Origin of the sequence: Nocardia sp. NPDC005978 (genome assembly GCF_040614455.1) — a bacterium.
Lineage (GTDB): Bacteria > Actinomycetota > Actinomycetes > Mycobacteriales > Mycobacteriaceae > Nocardia.
Genome location: NZ_JBEXUS010000001.1, coordinates 23,203 through 40,579 on the forward strand (window position 1 = coordinate 23,203; position 17,377 = coordinate 40,579).

The following is a 17,377-nucleotide window of genomic DNA, read 5'->3' on the forward strand; positions in this document are numbered from 1 at the left end:
CGGGCGCGTTTTCCGCCCGGGCTGGCGCGAGATTACAACAAGATCGATTGTTGCCGTGGGACTTTCGGAATGAAGTATTCCATGTTCACTTTCCGCGCCACCGCCCGAGCGCGATGTCAGCCGGGCAGGTCGAGCAGCTGGTTCTTGATCTCGGTCTTGAGCACCTTGCCGATCTTCGAGCGCGGCAGGGTTCGCCAGACCTCGATCTGCTTGGGCGTTTTCACGCTGCCCAGGCGCTCCTTGACGAAGGAGATCAGTTCCCGGGTATCGACCCGGGCGCCGGGACGGACCTCGAGCACCGCTGTCAGCCGCTCGCCCCATTTGTCGTCCGGCAGTCCGACCACCGCGCAGTCCGCCACCGCCGGATGCGCCATGATCGCCTGCTCGACCTCGGTGGAGTACACGTTGAATCCGCCGGTGATCACCATGTCCTTGGCGCGGTCGACGATGAACAGGTAGCCGTCCCGGTCGAGGTAGCCGATGTCTCCGGTGTGGTGCCAGCCCCGCGCCGACGCCTCCGCGGTCGCGGGCTCGTTGCCGTAGTAGCCCCGCATGACCAGCGACCCGCGAATCACGATCTCGCCGCGTTCGTCTCGGTCCAGCAGCCGCCCGTCCTCTGCCATGATGGCGACCGTGACCAGCGGCGACGGCCGCCCGGCCGAGGACAGCCGCGCGCGGGCGATCGAACCGTCCACGGCGAAGTGATCGGCCGGGGACATGGTGGAGATCATCATCGGGGCTTCGGTCTGGCCGAACAGCTGGGCCATGACCGGGCCGATTCGGGTGAGCGCCTCCTCCAGCCGGGAGGTCGACATCGGCGCGGCCCCGTACCAGAAGCATTGCAGGCGGGACAGGTCCCGCCGGTCGAGCGAGGGATGGTCCAGCACCATGTAGATCAGCGTGGGCGGCAGGAAAGTGTGTGTGACACGGTGGATTTCGAGATTGTCCAGGAATTCCTCCACATCGGGCCTGCGCATGATGACGATGGATCCGCCGCGGCACAGCACCGGGAAGCAGAGCACACCGGCGGCGTGGGTGAGCGGGGCCAATGCCAGGTAGGTCGGGCGCGCGTCCGCGACGGGCCAGGGATAACTCATCAGCGTGATCGCGGTCATCGCCTCGATATTGGCGCCGGTGAGCATCACCCCCTTGGGCCGCCCGGTGGTGCCGCCGGTGCCCGCGATCAAGGCGAGATCGCCGGGCGCGTGCCGGTCGACCGGACCGGCCCCCGCGCCGAGAAACTCGTCCCAGCTCAGCGCCCACTCGGGCGCGCCGTCCAAGCACACCAGCGTGGTCAACCCCGGCAGCGCGGTGCGGATCGAATTCACCAGCGGTGCAAAGGATTCCTGGAACAGCAGCACCGAGCAATCGGACAGGTCCAGGAGTTCACGCGTCTCGTTCGCCGCGTTGCGCGGATTGATCGGACACCACACGGCCCCCGCGCGACTGATCCCGAATACGCAGGTGAATGCCGTCGGGTCATTGGCGGACAGGATCGCGACCTTGTCACCGGGCGCCACCTCGCGGGCGGCCAGCGCCGCGGCGACCCGATCGCTGAGCGCACGCACCTGCGCGTAAGTGGACACCACGCCGTCGCACACCAGGCACGGGGCGTCGGGGTCCAGCGACGCGCCCTTGTCCAGGTAGTCGATCAGCCGCATCAGTTGTCCTGCACGGTCAGGACCGGCGCCGACACCAGGCCGAAGGCCCGCAACTGCCCGAGCAGTTCGCGATGTCCGAAAGCCTTACAGCCCGAAGCGAATCCGACTCGCTTGGGCGGCTGCTGCAACAGCCACGACGCCGCGAACGCCTGCATCAGCCCGGTCTGCTTGTAGTTCTGATTGCCGTGGATGACGCAGTGCGCACGGGCCAGCGGCCCGGAGGCGTGCACCGAGTCCAGGGACTTGTTCAGGCGCGGGTTCTCGCGCGGCGGCATCTGGTTCATCACCTGGGCGGCGGTGGCGGTCAGGGCCGCGTCGCGAGCCACCGGGTCCATGTCCTTGGTCGCCTCCAGGGCCTGCGCCACGATCAGCGGGACGCCGTTCATCAACTCCGCGTTGAAGACTCCGCCCTGGGCCTTGCAGTTCGCCACCCGCGGATCGTTCCTGTACCAGACCGGATGCGAGGTGCCGCCCCACGGCAGCGACATGGCGAGTTCATGCTGGCCGGGCACGACCAGCGGCACCAGCCCCTGGTTCGGATCGAACTCGGCGTAGGTGTTCTGGCGCAGGTAGTGCGCCCGCGAGGTGGCCGCGTTGACCAGGATGGTGCGCGTCGAGGCGATGGTGGGCGAGCCGCCCCAGAACACGGCGATGTCGAGGGTGTCCAGGCCGGGGTATTCGAGGCACAGCTCGGCGGCGATCTCGCCGGTGGTGTACATCTGGGCGAGCCCGGGCGAGAGCAGCAGGCCCGCCGCCGCGAAGTCCGCGCCGTAGGCCTCGTCGCAGGTGATCAGCCAGTCTTGCTCGCCGGTCGTGTCGAGGTAGTGCACCCCGGCCGCCAGGCAGGCCCGAACCACCTCCGGCCCATAGGAACTGAACGGGCCGACGGTGTTGCACACGACCGACGCGCCACGGAAGAGCTCGGTCAGCGACTCCACATCGTGTGCGACTTCGGCGATCTCGTAGTCGGCGGTCTCGATGCCGGGCACGTGGGACTCCATCGAAGTCTTCAGCGTGGCGCTGCTGCGGCCGGCGGCGACGAACGGAATCCCGAACTCGCGCAGGTATTCACAGATCAGCCGGCCGGTGTAACCGGAGGCGCCGTAGACGATGACGGGCTTGGTGCTCATGGTGTTCTCCGCTTTCTTCGAATGGATCCGGGTCACATGCCCATGCCGCCGTCGACGGCCAAGCCGGCGCCGTTGACGAAGGCCGAGGAGTCCGAGGCGAGGAAGACCACCGCGGCCGCGATGTCCTCGGTGGTGGCCAGCCGGCCCGACGGGGTGAGCGCGACCACGGCCTCGACCGCTTCCTGCGGCGAGCCGAACAGCCCGATGCGCGCGACGTCGTCGGCCAGCGCGGCACCCATCCGATTCGGCACCAGGCCGGGGTAGACGCAGTTCACGCGGACGCCGTAGCCGAGTTTGCCGCTCTCCATGGCCGCCACCCGGGTGAGCCGGTCGATGGCGGACTTGCTCGCCGAATACATCGCGATACCGGGGAACGCGATGGTCGCCGCGACCGAGGCGATGTTCACCACGGCTCCGCCGCGACCGGCCGCGCCGCCCGGCCGCATGGCGCGGAACGCGTGCTTGAGTCCGAGCGAGGCACCGATCACGTTGATGTCGAACGTCTTTCGCGCATCCTCCGGGTCCAGGTCGATCAGCAGGCTGGTGATCTCCACCCCGGCGTTGTTGACGACGACGTCCAAGCCGCCGAACCGTTCGACGGTCGAGGCGACCGCCGCGCTCCAGGACGCGTCGTCGGTGACGTCGAGGCGGACGAAACCGTGATCCGCGCCGAGTGTTTCGGCGAGTTTGCCGCCGAGATCGTCCTGGATGTCGGCGATCACGACCCGTGCCCCGGCCGCTGCCAGCGCGTACGCCATGCCCTCGCCGAGACCTTGTGCGCCGCCGGTGACCAGCGCGATTCGCCCGGTCAGGTCCGTGCTTGCCATGGGTGCTCCTTCGTCGTGGTGATGCCGATCACACGATTCTCGACTTCTTGACACTTGTCAAGACTTCTCTTGACGACTGTCTAGATTCTGTTATCCGATCGTCAAGACTTTGCGGTAGGCTCCGGCTGTCCACATCCGATCGAAGAGGGCCGATGCCGAGAGCGAATCCGATCGACAAACACGACGCGCGCCGCCGCGCGCTCGCGGATTCCGCGCTGCGCACCCTCGGCGAACTCGGCTACGCCAAGTCCTCGCTGCGGGAGATCGCGAACAACTCCGAGTTCTCGCACGGGGTCGTGCACTACTACTTCAGCGACAAGCTCCAGCTGATCGTCTTCTGCGTGCAGCAGTACAAACAAACCTGCGTGACCCGCTACGACGGCGTGGTCGCCGACGCGACCACGCCCGCCGGTCTGCTCGCGGCCTTCGCGGACAAGCTGTGCGAGACCATCGTCGAGGAAGCCCCCATGCACCGGCTCTGGTACGACCTGAGGTCTCAGAGCATGTTCGAACCGGACCTGCGCGAACCGGTCGCGCAGATCGACCGCACCCTCGAGGACATGGTGTGGCGGGTCGTCGCCCGGTACGCGGAGTTGTGCGGCGCCGAGCCGTCGATCGCCCCGAACGCGGCGTACGGCCTGCTGGATGGACTGTTCCAGCAGGCCCTGCTCGGTTACCTTGCGGGAGAACAGCGGTCGCTCGCCACCCTGAGCGCGCAGGTGCATCAGCTCCTCCCGCTGCTGCTCGACCCGGCTCGAGCGAGCGCGCCACACGGAGCGTGATCGCGCCGCGGCGGATGCCGTCCTAGGGCGTGACGATCGCGAAGTCGATATCCGCGGTATCGAGCAGGCCCGCGAGGGTGGCCAGTACGGCCGGATCCCCCTCTACGCCCACCCCGTCCAGACCCTTGCCGGTCAGCACACCCAGGAGCTGTTCCTTGGTGAGGGAGAGGGTGAGGTCCGCGGGCCCGTGGTGCGGTGCGTCCGCGGTGGCGGTGCGGTGGGTCAGCGCGCCGTTGGACAGGGTCAGGCGCACGGTCTCACCCTCGCCGGCCACCTTCCAGTCCATCGTGAAGCCGGTCTCGGCGGCCCGGGGTCCGTTCACGCGCACGGCCATCGAATCGATGAGCATCTCGACCGTCAGCGCCATCGCCATTTCCGGGTTGCTGGTGTCGATCTCGGTGTGCACCACGCCTTTTCGCAGCTCGAGTGCGCCGGACAGGTAGAAGTTGCGCCAGGGCCCGTTCTCCGCGCCGTGGCCCAGGGTGTCGTACACCGAGGCCAGGAGTTCCTTGGCCACCGCGTTGCCGGGTTCGGCGAAGATGGCGTGGTTGAGCAGGGTCGCGGCGAACCGCAGGTCGCCGCTCTCCGCATACGCCTTGGCCTTTCCGATCAGCGCGTCGATGCCGCCGTAGTCCGCCACGTAGCGCCTGGCCTGCTCGACCGGGGGATGCTCCCACAGATGCGCGGGATTGCCGTCGAACCAGCCCATATAGCGCTGGTAGATGGCCTTGACGTTGTGGCTGACCGACCCGTAGTAGCCGCGGTTGGCCCACCGGCTGTCCAGCGCCTCGGGCAACTCCATGACCTCGGCGATCTCCGGGCCGGTGAGGCCGCTGTTGAGCATCCGCAGTGTTTGGTCGTGCAGGTAGGCGTACATATCACGCTGTCCCGCAAGCAGACTCACGAAGCCCTCCCGGCCCCACACGGGCCAGTGGTGGGAGGCGAAGGAGACGTCGATCTTGTCGGCGAACATGCCGATCGCCTCGTCGAGATAGCGCGCCCAGATGCGTGAATCACGGACCAGCGCGCCGCGCAGGGTGAGGATGTTGTGCATGTTGTGGGTGACGTTCTCGGCCATGCACAGCGCGCGCCGCTCGGGGAACAGGAAGTTCATCTCCGAGGGGGCTTCGGTGCCCGGGGTGAGCTGGAAGACGATGTGCACCCCGTCGACCGTCTCCTCCTGGCCGGTGTGGGTGATGTCGACGGTCGGCGGGATGAGGGTGATGGTGCCGGTGGAGGTGGTCATGCCCAGCCCGCATCCGATCTGCGCGTCCGGGCCCTTCGGCAGATTCGCCCCGTACATGTACGCGGCGCGGCGGCTCATCGCCGTGCCCGCGTAGACGTTCTCGCTCACCGCGTGCTCGAGGAAGCCGGACGGGGCGATGATCGGGACGGGGGCGTGCCCGTGCGGAACGACCCCGCGGGCGCCGCCGAAGTGGTCGCCGTGTGAATGGGTGTAGATCAGGCCGGTCACCGGGCGGTCCCCGCGATGCGCGCGGTAGAGCCCCAGGGCCGCCGCGGCGGTCTCCGCCGAGATCAGCGGGTCGATGACGATGACCCCGGTGTCGCCCTCGACGATGGTCATGTTCGACAGATCGAGGTTGCGTACCTGGTAGATGCCCTCGGCGACCTCGAACAGTCCCTGCTTGTTCGCGAGCTGCCCCTGCCGCCACAGGCTGGGGTTCGCGGAGGGCGGGCATTCGCCGTCGAGGAAGTCGTAGGCGTCACCGTCCCAGATGACCTTCCCGGCCTCGGTCTTGATGATCGCCGGTGACAGGGCGGCGATGAATCCGCGCTCGGCGTCCTCGAAATCGGCCCGATCCTCGTAGTCCACCGGCATGTCCGCTCCCTCGTCGGTCGTCGTGTGGTGCCGATGGTTCCGCGCCGCGAACGCACGGCACTTCACCCGACGCGGGTGAATTCGAGCCGCGGCGGGCGCCCCGCAACCTACCCCGGCGGCGCGCAGGTTCCCGCAGGAAGCCTGCGACCGGCCACCGCCGTCGCGGACGCAAATGCCGCGTACGGTACACTCCCGAAACTTGAGGTTACTCCTCCGTTTTCGGCCCTTCGTTCGATCGCCAAGTCCGACAGTGCGATAGCGGAACGAAGCGCGCCGGGAGGAGCTGTTCGTAGGCGTGGCGGGCCGCGAAAGTGCTGTACAGGGGCCCGGAAGTCGGCATATCCGGATACCACCTAGGAGAACCTTTCGTGTCCGTATACCTGTATCGGTGGGGCAAATTCGCGTTCAGACGCAAGTGGATCGTCCTGCCGGTGTGGCTCCTGCTGCTCGTGACGCTCGGCGTCGGCGGCAGTGCGCTGAGCAAGCCGATGAGCGACGAATTCAGCATGCCGTCGCTGCCCTCGGAACGCGCCACCGACATCCTGGACAAGCAGTTCCCGGGCATGTCAGGGCAGTTCGGCATCGACGCGGTCGGCGGAACCTATGTCATCAAGGCGCCCGCGGGCACGAAACTCACCGACAAACCCCATCGCGCCGCCATCGACAGGCTGATCGCCGACCTGAGGACTCTCGCGGTCGATGACGGCAAGCAGCGCATGGTCACGGACAAAGACGCTGCGGCACTGAACAACCCGATAGCGGTGACCGAGGCGATGGGCTGCCTGGGCGCCGCCGACCCCGCGGTGTGCTCCGGAGCTCCGCTGAACGTGCTGAACGAACAGGCGCCCGCCACGGTCGCCGTGCTCTCGGTCCCCTTCGACATCGCCTCCGCCGCGGACATCACCGACGCCGAGCGCAAGGCCGCCTTCGAGGTCGCCACCCCGGCCCGCGCGCAGGGCCTGACCGTCGAGATCGGCGGCGCGATCCAGCAGAAGCAGGAGCAGCCGAGCGGTCAGGCCGAAATGATCGGCATGGGTGTGGCATTGGTGGTGATGGTGATCGCCTTCGGGGCGATCGTGGCGGCCTTCGTGCCGATCGTCACCGCGCTCGCCGGCCTCGGCGCCGCCATGCTGGTGATCTCCCTGGGCACCTCGGTCATCGAGATTCCGAGCTTCACAACGTTTCTGGCGTCGATGATCGGCATCGCGCTCTCCATCGACTACGCGCTGTTCATCGTCTCGCGCTACAGGCACGAACTACGGGTCGCGAAGAGTTCCGAAGAGGCCGCGGGCATCTCGGTCGGCACCGCCGGATCCGCGGTGGTGTTCGCCGGGCTCACCGTCATCGTCGCCCTGGGCGCGCTGAGCATCGTCGGGGTCAACTTCCTGACGTTCATGGGCCTGGGCGGCGCGGTCGCGGCGTTCTTCGCGGTGCTCACCGCCATCACCCTGATGCCCGCGCTGCTCGGCGCTTTCGGCCGCTTCCTGTTCACGCCGAAGCTGCCGGTGGTCGCCAGGCACGACCCGGAGGACGACACCTCGGTCACCGTCGGAACGCGGGTGGCGCGTCTGATCGGCAAGGGGCCGTGGGTCGCGCTGACCCTCGCGGTGGCGGCGCTGGGCGCGCTGGCCGCTCCGGCGCTCGGATTGCAGCTGGGTCTGCCGGGTGAGAACAGCTTCCCGACCGATTCCACGATCCGGAAGGCATACGACATCCGGACGGAGGGGTTCGGCGAAGGCAGCAACGGGATCCTGACCGTCGTGGCCGACCTGAAGAAGGTCCCGGCGGGTCAGCGCGACGCCGCGGTGACCGCCCTGCGGGACCGGCTCGCCGGGCTCGAGGAGATGGATTACGTCACCGCGCCGCAGATCAGCGCGAACAAGCTCGGCGTAATGCTCAGCGGCGTACCGAAATCGGGGCCGAACAACCAGGCGACGAAGGACCTGGTGCGCGACGCGCGCGACGCCGAACAGGAGCTGAACGAGCGCTTCGGCATCGAGTACGGCATCACCGGAACCACCGCCATCTACGCCGACATGGACCACGTCCTGCTCGGCAAGATCGTGCCCTACCTGGCGATCGTGGCCGGGGCGGCCTTCGTCCTGCTGATCCTGGTGTTCCGCTCGATCCTGGTGCCGCTGACCGCCGCGCTCGGCTTCCTGCTGTCCATGGCGGCCACCTTCGGCGCGACCGTCCTGATCTTCCAGGAGGGCACGTTCGGCCTGATCTCGGATCCGCAGCCGATCATCAGCTTCTTGCCGATCATGTTGATCGGCTTGGTGTTCGGACTCGCGATGGACTACCAGGTGTTCCTGGTGACCCGGATGCGCGAGGAATACGTACACGGCAAATCGCCGAAGGATGCGATGATCTCCGGCTACCACCACGGAGCCCGGGTGGTCACCTCGGCGGCGATCATCATGATCTCGGTGTTCGGCTCGTTCCTGCTGGAATCCGATGTCACCGCGAAATCCATGGGTTTCGCACTGGCGTGCGGCGTCGCGATCGACGCCTTCGTGGTGCGGATGGTGGTGGTCCCGGCCCTGTTGGTGATCATGGGGCGCCGAGCCTGGTGGATTCCCCGGTGGCTCGACCGAATTCTGCCGGACATCGACGTCGAGGGAGCGAAATTGCAGGAGTCCCAGCGCAAGCCGGATCGTCTCGAATGGCTGCTGCCCGTCGCGGCGGCGAGCGAAGCGGCGGAAGAACTTCGGGCGCCGGTCCGGCAGCCCGCGCAGGGTGCGCCCGAACGGGCGCGACCGGTCCGGATCACGCCCGATCCGGTCGGCGCGGTTCGAGCCGCACCCGAACCGACGCAGCCCACGCCCCTCCCTGATCAGAGCGCTCGATCCGTCCCCCCGCCGGTGCACACCACCGAGGTCCCGGCACGCACCTCAACGGCCGGGACCGCCCGCGCCTCCGAAACCCCCGTGCCGGTGGACGGCCCGTCGATCAGCGGCAGCGTGCGCCGAGACGATCAGCACCCCGTACCGGGCGCGATCCTGACGCTGATCAGTCACCGCGGCCGCCAGGTCTCACGCACGACCGCGGGCGACACCGGCGGATACACCCTCGTGCCGCCCGCGCCCGGCAACTATGTCCTGATCGTCTCGGCGGACGGACATCAACCGGCGGCGATGGATGTCGTCGTGGCCGACGGCGGCGCAACGCGGTTCGACCTCACCCTGACGGGCACCAGCGAGGTCTTCGGCGTCGTCCGCACCACCGCTCAGCAGCCGGTTCCGCATGCCACCGTGAGCGTGACCGACGCCCTCGGCGAGGTGGTCTGCACCGCCCTGACCGCCGCCGACGGCAGCTACACCTGCCGCGGCGTGCTCGCCGGTACGTACACCCTGGTGACGGTGGCCCCCGGAATGAAGCCCACGGCAACGACATTCACGGTGCCCGACAGCACCCGGCTGCGCGTCGACGTCGCCGCGCTGGCCCCGATGGCGGTGTTGTCCGGCACGGTCCGCGCCAATGGGAACACGGTGCGCGACGCGCGGGTCACCGTTCTCAACAGGTCCGGAGTACCCGTCGGCACCACCCACACCGACGAGCAGGGCCGCTACGAGGTACCCGATCTGCCGGCCGGTGACTACACCGTCGAGGTGCGTGGCTACTCACTGGTTATCGATGAGGTGATCGTCGACGGTCAGGGCGCGGATCATGATCTGCGGCTCGGCTTCGAGGAGTACGCGGGCGCGCGCTGAGCGGTGCCGGGCATTCGGGGCTGCGTTGTGCCGGGGGCACAACGCAGCGGCTCGGGACACGCTCGGCTCGACGAACCCGAGCAGCACCCGCCGGGCCGGGTGGCCGAGGTGCGGCGCTACCCGTCCGCACAACCGCGCCGTCCGGTTCGCCCGCGGGGTCAGGCCGGCTTCCGCACCAGGGCCACACGCCGGCGGCGACGCCGGGGCCGCAGCGGTTCCGTCCGGCGCCGGGTGCGGCTGTAGCGCAGCAACTGCATCAACAGATCCTCGGCGGCGCGATAGCGCGGGATATCCACCCAGAGCCGCCAGAGCACTTCCGGGTCCCCGCGCTCGATCACGGTGACGCGCACCGGCAGGACGTAGCCCGCGATGCCCGCGTCGGTGAGAGCGAAAAGCACCCGGTAGACATCGGATTCGTCCAGGTCCGCCAGCACTCCCCAGGCTCGTGCGTCGAGCCCGTTGGCCAACCCGCGGGCGGGAACCCAGTGCGGGGTGAGGCGCGCACCGGACCACGCGTCGGGCACTTCACGTGAGTAGGTCATCGCGTCCGTTCACTAGGGGCCGGTCGAATGATCGGCTACTCCATCATCCAGCAGACGTGCGGGAACCGCATCCGCCACCGCCCGGCATCGCTGACAGCGAACTCGGCTCGCAGCGTTGCCGGACCACCGGCCGAGAACGCCCGCCGCCCGGCCGCGTTCGCGCTCCCGGCGCCGAGATACATCGTGTGCGATGCTTTCCTCATGGTGATTCATGGTGAAAGCTCGTCCAGACTGCGGCTGGCGGCACAGGCCTTCCTCGGCGTGATCCTCGCGTCGGCCGGTACAAGCCACCTGACCTTCGCTCGCGAGGAGTTCCGCGCGCAGGTGCCGTCCTGGTTCCCGCTCGACACCGACTTCGTGGTCCTGGCCTCCGGCGTCGTCGAAATCACGCTCGGCGCAGCGCTTCTGCTGACCTGGAAGCAGCCGCGGCGCGCGCTGATCGGGGCGGTCGCCGCGGCGTTCTTCGTCGTCATCTTCCCGGGGAACATCGCACAACTGGTCGAGCACCGGGACGCGTTCGGTCTCGATTCCGATGCCAAGCGCGCGGTGCGGCTCGTGTTCCAGCCGGTGCTCGTGGCGTGGGCGCTGCTGGCGACCAACGCGGTCGGGGTGTGGCGTCGCCGCGCGGTGTCCGCGAACTCCTAGCGGGTCAATCGGTTTCGACGGTCTCGCGCAATGCGCGGAATTCCGCGGCGAGGGCGTCGACCGTGTAGTGGGCGTTGAGCCCGCTGGGGTTGGGCAGGACCCAGAGCGCGGTCTCGCCGATCCGCTCGGATTGAGGACCGACCGCGGCTTTTCGGCGACCGAAGGCCGTGCGGTACGCGCCGATACCGAGCACCGCCAGCACGCGGGGCTGGTACCGCTCGACGCGTTCGACCAGGGCACGGCCACCCGCGCGCAGTTCGTCCGCTGTCAACTCGTCGGCCTTGGCGGTCGTGCGCGGGGCGACGTTCGTGATCCCCAACCCCAGTTCGAGTAGTTCCCGCTGCTCGTCGGGCCGCATCAGCCGCGGCGTGAAGCCGGACCGATGCAGCGCCGGCCAGAACCGATTCCCCGGACGGGCGAAGTGCTGCCCGGTCGCTCCCGACCACAGCCCCGGGTTGATGCCGCAGAACAACACCCGCAAACCGGGCGCTATCAGATCCGGAATCGTCTTGTCCTGCGCCGCGGCCAGATCCGCGGGCGAGGGCCGGGCGGGGGAAGCGGAAACCATCCCCACAGTCTGCCGCAGGACCCCGGCCCGGACGGCAACCGCCGACACCGCGGTCTGCCGCACCCCCGGACTCAGGATTGTCACAATGCCCGACAGCACGCGTGGCCTGCACCGATTGCTTCGATCACGCGGTTACCGTGACAGGGTGACCACGCCGGAGAAGCCCGACGCCACACAGGTCATCCGTGCTGCCATCGAGCTGCTGACGATGTGGATCTCCGAGGGCGACGAATCCCGCAGCGCCCAAGCGGCGTACATCGGCCGCCGGGTCGCGGACCTCGACGAGGCCGAACGCGTCCACCTGATCCGCGGCCAGCTCTACCTCAACGAGCTGCTCCTGATGTCGGTGGCCGAGGCCGACGGCGTCACCGACCTCGAGGAGATGCGGGTCTGCGGCATGCGCTGGCTGCGCGAGCTGGCCCTCGAAATCGCCGAATAGGAGTGAGCGTTCCGGGCGGTGCTCGATTGCGCGCCGAGTCCCGTGCGGCGCACGCGGCGCTCGAGACAGCGTGAGTCTCGGGCGACTCCGCACTCAGGCGCGCAGCTCGCGTTTCAGGAGCTTGCCGCTCTGATTGCGGGGCAGGGAGTCGGTGAAGCGGACCACCTTGGGAACCTTGAAGGGGGCCAGGCGCTGCTTCACGTGGGCGATCAAGTCCTGTGGCGCAACCGGTTCCGCGCCGGGGCGCAGGACCACTACCGCCGTCACTGCCTCGATCCAGCGGGGGTCGGGGGTGCCGATCACCGCCACCTCGGCGACCGCGGGGTGGGTGTAGAGGGCGTCCTCGACCTCGCGGGAGGCGACCAGGATCCCGCCGGTGTTGATCACGTCCTTGATCCGGTCGACCACGGTGATGTAGCCCTCGGCATCGCGGACCACCAGATCACCGGAGTGGAACCAGCCGTCGGTGAACGCCGCCGCGGTCGCCTCGGGATTGTCCCAATAGCCCAGGCACAGTTGCGGTGAGCGGTACAGGATCTCCCCGGGCGCGCCCGCGGCCACGTCCGCACCCGCGGCGTCCACCACGCGCGCCTCGACGAACAGCACCGGCAGTCCGCACGAGTCGGGGCGGTCCTCGTGTTCGGCGGGGCGCAGGACGGTCGCCAGCGGGCCGATCTCCGACTGCCCGAAACAGTTGTAGAAGCCCAGATCCGGATAGCGTTCGCGCAGGCGCTGCAGCACGGTGACCGGCATGATCGACGCGCCGTACTGCGCCTTGCGCAGCGACGACAGATCGCGTCCCGCCAGCTCGGGGTGATCGGCCAGCGGCACCCAGACGGTCGGGGCGAGGAACAGCGATCCGATGCGCTCGGCTTCGACCGTGCGCAGGATCTCGGAGATGTCGGGCACGGGCAGCAACCGGACCGTGGCCCCGACCGCGAGGTAGGGCAGCAGGAACACGTGCATACCGGCCGAGTGGTAGAGCGGCATGCAGATCAGCGGGTTGTCCCCCGCGTCCAGATCGAGGGCGACGATGGCGGAGGTGTACTCGTGCACCAGGGCGCGATGGGTCATCATGGCGCCCTTGGGTTTGGACGTCGTGCCCGAGGTGTACAGCAGTTGGGCCAGGTCGGTGTCGACGGTCGTGGACTCCCACGGGGGAACGGGCCCCGCCACAGCGGTGTCGAGCAGGGAGTCGGCCGTGTCGCGCAGCATGAGCACCCGGCAGCCCGGCGGCGCCACCGGCGTGAGGTGGTCGACCAGTTCCGGATCGGCGAATACCGCGGCGGCGCCGGACTGCTCGAGCAGGTACGCCAGCTCGTCGCCGCGCAGGGCGTAGTTGATCGGCACGTGCACCAGCCCCGCCCGGGCGGCGGCCAGGAAGGCGATGGCGTACGCGTCGGAGTTGGTGCCGTAGGCGGCGATTCGGTCACCGGCGGTGAGCCCGAGCGCCCGCAGCCGAGCGGCGGCCCGCGTGACGGCGTCATCGAGTTCGCGATAGGTGAAGCTCCGGTCGGCGAACCGAATCGCCACCCGGCCCGGGTGGCGGGCGGCGCTGCGGCGCAGCACGCCGTCGATGGTGCCCGCACGGGGATCCAGCATGGGAGAAGACATTTCGAAGCCTGTCTGTGTTCTCCCGCGATCGGGCGGGAGCTGTCGAGAACATGTCCGGACGCGACGGGCGTGCGGACGGCGAATCGCCGTCGAGGCCATCGCGACCTCGACGGCAAGTGTCGTTCAGTCCGCCGAGCCGCGGGGATGAACGATGATCTTCACGTGCTCGCGCGGTGAGCGCAGCGCGGTGAACGCCTCCGCCACCCCGTCGAGCCCGACACGGCCGGTGATCAGGGCCTCGGCATCGATCTCCCCGTCGGCCAGCCGCCGCAGCGTGATGTCGTACGGTTCCTGATAGTTGCCGTGCCCGAAGTTCACCGCGATGCGCCGGAACTGGCCGACCACCGGGATGATGGTCTCCTCGGCGAATCCGGCCGCCAGCACCTGGATACGCGAATTGAACGGCAGCTGATGCAGCAGCTCGTTGAGCACGCCCGCGCGGCCACTGCATTCGTAGGCGATGAGAATCCCCGAATCGGCCTCGCTCACCAGCGAATTGCCGTCGGCGGCCAGCGCGTTCCACACCGCGATGGGATCCTGTTCGGTGGGATCGACCACGATGTCCGCGCCCATCAGCTTCGCCAGTTCACGGCGGGCGGGTGAGGGCTCGGAGGCGATCACCACGCGCGCCCCGTGCGCCTTGGCCGCCACGATCGCGCCCAACCCGATGGTGCCGCAACCGATCACGAGCGCGGAGTCGGACGCCGTCAGACCGGACTGCTGCACGTGCATCTCACCCACGTGCAACGGTTCGGCCAGCGTGGCGTGATCGAGGGAGAGGCCGTCGGGGACCTTGCGCACCCAGTACGCGTCCACCACGATCTGTTCACCGAACGCGCCGTGATAGGTGTTCGAATAGCCGATGATCGTCGGGATTCCGCTGGCGGTGTCGGTGGCCAGCCCGATGCCGGCGACGCGGTCCCCCACCGCGAAATCGGCTACATCGGAACCGATCTCGGCGACGACACCCGCGTACTCGTGCCCCAGCACCACCGGCCGCTCGGCGTCGAACTCGGCCAGCGGATACCCGGCGGCGTGCGCGACGCCCACGAACCGGCACGGGTCCTTCGACACCGACAGGTCGCTGCCGCAGATGCCGCAGGCCACCACGTCGATGCGAATCTGCCAGGAGCCCAGCGCGGGTGGCGCTTCCACCTCGGCCACGGTGAACTGTCCCTCGAGGAATTGTGCAGCACGCATGATCAGGCTCCCGTCTGAACGCCGTAGTAGTCGGTGTGGGCCTTGGTGATCGCGGTGATCAGCTGCCCGATCAGCAGATCGCGATTGTCCTGCGCGAATTGCAGGCTCGCCTCACGACCACGGTTGCGGTTCTTGAAATGCGGGATGACCTCGGAGGCGAACAGCTCGTAGCTGCGCTTGGTGTCCTCCCAGCTCGCCATGTCCACGTGCAGCACCAGCATGGTGCCGAAGCCGCCGGTCTTGTCGATCAGGCGCTGGATCTGCTCGATGGCCTCGTCCGGGGTGCCGATGATGGCCTGCCCGAACTCCCCGAGGGTGTCGTTGCGCCACTGGTCGATGATGCCCTTGGGCGTCTGCGCCCAGTCCGGGCTCTGACCGGTCTGGCGATTGACGTAGGCGGCCATCGAGCCGATGCGCCGCGACACCGCGCGCTCGGCGTCGGCGCGGGACTCGGCCAGGAAGATCGGGTTCACCAGTCGCCAGTTGGCGCGATCGGCGACGTTTCCGTGTTCGGCGCAGGCCTTTTCGTACACGCCCCAGTTGCGGTCGAGCACTTCGAAACCGCTCGGCGAGCTGGCGGCCAGGGACAGCAGCGACAGACCGTGGGTGCCCGCCAGTACCGACCCGTTCGGGGAAATGGTCGACGCCGTGGCGATTTCGATGCCCGCGGGGTCGTAGGTGGGCAGCTGGGCACGCGCGTCCCGCAGGGTGAACCAGTCGGTCCGCATGTCGACGACCTCGCCGCGCAGCAGCCTGGTGATCGCCTCGAGCGCCTCGCCCTGGCGACGGCGCTGATCGGAGGGATCGATGCCCATCATGTGCGCGTCCAGGGGAATCTTGCCCGGGCCGGTGCCGAAGATGAGCCGGCCGCGCGTCTGCAGATCGAGCTGGGTGATGCGGTCGGCGGTGATCAGCGGGTGGTGGTAGGGCAGTGACACGACACCGGTGCCGAAGCGGATTCGGGCGGTGCGCTCGGCAGCGGCGGCGATGAAAAGGTCAGGGGCGGGCACGATTTCGGCGCCGGTCGAGTGATGTTCACCCATCCAGGCTTCGTCGAAACCGAGGTGATCCAGATGCTCCATCAGGTCGATGTCGCGGCGCAGCTGCAGGGCGGGATCGGCATCGAGGGGGTGATACGGGGCCAGAAAGGCGCCGAACTTCATCGAGCTGGGGGTCCACATGGGAACGTCGTCTCCTCGTCGAAACGGTGCTGTGAGCGGGCTCACGGCGGGACCCCTTCATGACAACATGGATCAAGTGATCCAAAAATGATGGTCTCACTGAGCGGTACCGCGCCGAAAATAGGCTACGAATACCGATTTCACGGTTGACTCGGGTGCCGATCTCCGATCTACAGTGGATCGACTGATCCAATTCGTTCCCGATCCCAGGAGCCCCGATATGCACCTCGACGTCGACCCGAGCCGCCGGAGCGTGCGCCTCGCCGAACCCGCCGACTTCACCGCCCTGTCCGTGGTGGTCACCGGCACGCGGGACGACAACCTCCTGCGCGCCGCCCTGGTCGGCTGGGCGGAATTCGATGGCGCGCACGCCTGGCTCGACATCGAGCGCCTGGAAGCCGAACTCGGATCCCTGCTCACCGCCGACCCCGACTGGCGGCAGCGATTCACCGGCATGCTCGGTTACGCGCGCGCTTCGGGCTGGCTCGACGAATCCGGCCGGGCCGTGCGCGCCCACTGCCGCTGGACGTCCCAATGATCGACGCCGCGCACCGGAACCGGCCGTACGAGCGCGACCGGCACTGTGCCAAGCTCGGTCCCATGTCCGCGCCCGCCAATCGCCAGGGGACCACGACCCGCACCCGCCTGCTGAAGACCGCCGAACGGCTCTTCGCCGCCCAGGGCGTGGACGCGGTGTCGGTGCGCGCGGTCAACGCCGCCGCGGGCCTGGGCGCGGCCTCGGTGAACTACCACTTCGGCACGAAAACCGATTTGCTGACGGCGGTCCTGCTCGACCTGGGAGCGCCTGTGCGCGACCGCATCCGAGCGAACGTCGATGCCCTGGCCGCCCGCACCACCCAGCCCACCCCGGCCGAGCTGGTACACGCGGTGACCGACCCGTACCGGGAACTCCTGCACAACCACCGGACCCGCGGCATGCGCTGGATCAAGATCGTCTCCCAGCTCTCGGTCCAGGCCCACCCCGCACTCGAAGCCTCCGAGGAGGATCTGCGCGGATACCTGCTGGCCCAGGTCGGCCGCACCTTCCCCACGACCGACCCCGCCCGCTTGGAACACCGCTGGGCGGTCGCCCTGACGACATTCCTGCAGGCCCTGGCCCACGCCGACGGTCCGGCGACCGCCAAGCCACTCACGGTCGCCGAACTCACCGACCTCCTCGACGATCAGGTGACGTTCCTGCGCGGCGGTCTCACCGCGCTGCTCGGCAACTGACG

At 68.5% G+C, this 17,377-nt stretch carries 16 protein-coding genes; 6 read left to right on the plus strand and 10 right to left on the minus strand.

Annotated elements, in window-relative coordinates; translation table 11 throughout:
- Nucleotides 1-116: 116 nt before the first annotated feature.
- Genes ABZ319_RS00135 through ABZ319_RS00145 form a run of 3 tightly spaced genes read right to left on the minus strand, consistent with a single transcriptional unit; the run spans nucleotide 117 to nucleotide 3,618 of the window.
- The gene (locus ABZ319_RS00135) at nucleotides 117-1,661 is read right to left on the minus strand and encodes an AMP-binding protein (RefSeq protein ID WP_354984056.1); all 1,545 of its coding nucleotides are present in this window, start codon (nucleotides 1,659-1,661) and stop codon (nucleotides 117-119) included.
- Nucleotides 1,661-2,791 carry a DUF5938 domain-containing protein gene (locus tag ABZ319_RS00140; protein WP_354984057.1) on the minus strand — a complete coding sequence of 377 codons (1,131 nt, stop codon included), beginning with the start codon at nucleotides 2,789-2,791 and terminating at the stop codon, nucleotides 1,661-1,663. The genes ABZ319_RS00135 and ABZ319_RS00140 overlap by 1 nt, the downstream gene beginning before the upstream one ends.
- A 32-nt stretch (nucleotides 2,792-2,823) precedes the next feature.
- Complete coding sequence (locus ABZ319_RS00145) at nucleotides 2,824-3,618, minus strand: glucose 1-dehydrogenase (protein WP_354984058.1); 795 nt, start codon at nucleotides 3,616-3,618, stop codon at nucleotides 2,824-2,826.
- 152 nt (nucleotides 3,619-3,770) lie between these two features.
- On the opposite strand from ABZ319_RS00145, the gene ABZ319_RS00150 reads away from it, so the two are divergent.
- The gene (locus ABZ319_RS00150) at nucleotides 3,771-4,400 is read left to right on the plus strand and encodes a TetR/AcrR family transcriptional regulator (protein ID WP_354984059.1); all 630 of its coding nucleotides are present in this window, start codon (nucleotides 3,771-3,773) and stop codon (nucleotides 4,398-4,400) included.
- A 22-nt stretch (nucleotides 4,401-4,422) separates the two neighbouring features.
- Here ABZ319_RS00150 and ABZ319_RS00155 read toward each other — a convergent pair whose 3' ends face one another.
- Entirely contained in the window at nucleotides 4,423-6,240 is a 1,818-nt protein-coding gene (locus ABZ319_RS00155; RefSeq protein ID WP_354984060.1) for an alkyl sulfatase dimerization domain-containing protein, read from the minus strand.
- A 368-nt stretch (nucleotides 6,241-6,608) separates the two neighbouring features.
- On the opposite strand from ABZ319_RS00155, the gene ABZ319_RS00160 reads away from it, so the two are divergent.
- Complete coding sequence (locus ABZ319_RS00160) at nucleotides 6,609-9,953, plus strand: MMPL family transporter (RefSeq protein ID WP_354984061.1); 3,345 nt, start codon at nucleotides 6,609-6,611, stop codon at nucleotides 9,951-9,953.
- A gap of 158 nt (nucleotides 9,954-10,111) precedes the next feature.
- On the opposite strand, the gene ABZ319_RS00165 is transcribed toward ABZ319_RS00160, so the two are convergent.
- Complete coding sequence (locus ABZ319_RS00165) at nucleotides 10,112-10,495, minus strand: hypothetical protein (RefSeq protein WP_354984062.1); 384 nt, start codon at nucleotides 10,493-10,495, stop codon at nucleotides 10,112-10,114.
- A 35-nt stretch (nucleotides 10,496-10,530) separates the two neighbouring features.
- Nucleotides 10,531-10,698, minus strand: coding sequence for a hypothetical protein (locus ABZ319_RS00170; RefSeq protein ID WP_354984063.1), 168 nt, complete (start codon nucleotides 10,696-10,698; stop codon nucleotides 10,531-10,533).
- Between ABZ319_RS00170 and ABZ319_RS00175 the strand changes: the two genes are divergently transcribed.
- Nucleotides 10,697-11,140 (plus strand): hypothetical protein, encoded by a 444-nt coding sequence (locus ABZ319_RS00175; RefSeq protein WP_354984064.1) that lies wholly within the window; start codon nucleotides 10,697-10,699, stop codon nucleotides 11,138-11,140. The genes ABZ319_RS00170 and ABZ319_RS00175 overlap by 2 nt on opposite strands.
- A 4-nt stretch (nucleotides 11,141-11,144) precedes the next feature.
- On the opposite strand, the gene mug is transcribed toward ABZ319_RS00175, so the two are convergent.
- Nucleotides 11,145-11,708 (minus strand): G/U mismatch-specific DNA glycosylase, encoded by a 564-nt coding sequence (gene mug / locus ABZ319_RS00180; RefSeq protein ID WP_354984065.1) that lies wholly within the window; start codon nucleotides 11,706-11,708, stop codon nucleotides 11,145-11,147.
- A gap of 145 nt (nucleotides 11,709-11,853) precedes the next feature.
- Here mug and ABZ319_RS00185 point away from each other — a divergent pair, with 145 nt between their 5' ends.
- A complete protein-coding gene (locus ABZ319_RS00185) occupies nucleotides 11,854-12,147 on the plus strand; it encodes a hypothetical protein (RefSeq protein WP_354984066.1) in 294 nt (97 codons plus the stop codon).
- A gap of 93 nt (nucleotides 12,148-12,240) precedes the next feature.
- Here the strand turns inward: ABZ319_RS00185 and ABZ319_RS00190 are convergent, their stop codons facing one another.
- The 3 genes from ABZ319_RS00190 to ABZ319_RS00200 form a co-directional block, all read right to left on the minus strand.
- A complete protein-coding gene (locus ABZ319_RS00190) occupies nucleotides 12,241-13,761 on the minus strand; it encodes a fatty acyl-CoA synthetase (protein WP_354984067.1) in 1,521 nt (506 codons plus the stop codon).
- A gap of 123 nt (nucleotides 13,762-13,884) precedes the next feature.
- The gene (locus ABZ319_RS00195) at nucleotides 13,885-14,961 is read right to left on the minus strand and encodes a zinc-binding dehydrogenase (RefSeq protein WP_354984068.1); all 1,077 of its coding nucleotides are present in this window, start codon (nucleotides 14,959-14,961) and stop codon (nucleotides 13,885-13,887) included.
- 2 nt (nucleotides 14,962-14,963) lie between these two features.
- Nucleotides 14,964-16,142, minus strand: coding sequence for an LLM class flavin-dependent oxidoreductase (locus tag ABZ319_RS00200; RefSeq protein WP_354984069.1), 1,179 nt, complete (start codon nucleotides 16,140-16,142; stop codon nucleotides 14,964-14,966).
- 220 nt (nucleotides 16,143-16,362) lie between these two features.
- Here ABZ319_RS00200 and ABZ319_RS00205 point away from each other — a divergent pair, with 220 nt between their 5' ends.
- Together ABZ319_RS00205 and ABZ319_RS00210 are read left to right on the plus strand one after the other, a co-directional pair.
- Complete coding sequence (locus ABZ319_RS00205; protein ID WP_354984070.1) at nucleotides 16,363-16,680, plus strand: hypothetical protein; 318 nt, start codon at nucleotides 16,363-16,365, stop codon at nucleotides 16,678-16,680.
- Complete coding sequence (locus ABZ319_RS00210; RefSeq protein ID WP_354984071.1) at nucleotides 16,677-17,375, plus strand: helix-turn-helix domain-containing protein; 699 nt, start codon at nucleotides 16,677-16,679, stop codon at nucleotides 17,373-17,375. The genes ABZ319_RS00205 and ABZ319_RS00210 overlap by 4 nt, the downstream gene beginning before the upstream one ends.
- Nucleotides 17,376-17,377 lie beyond the last annotated feature (2 nt).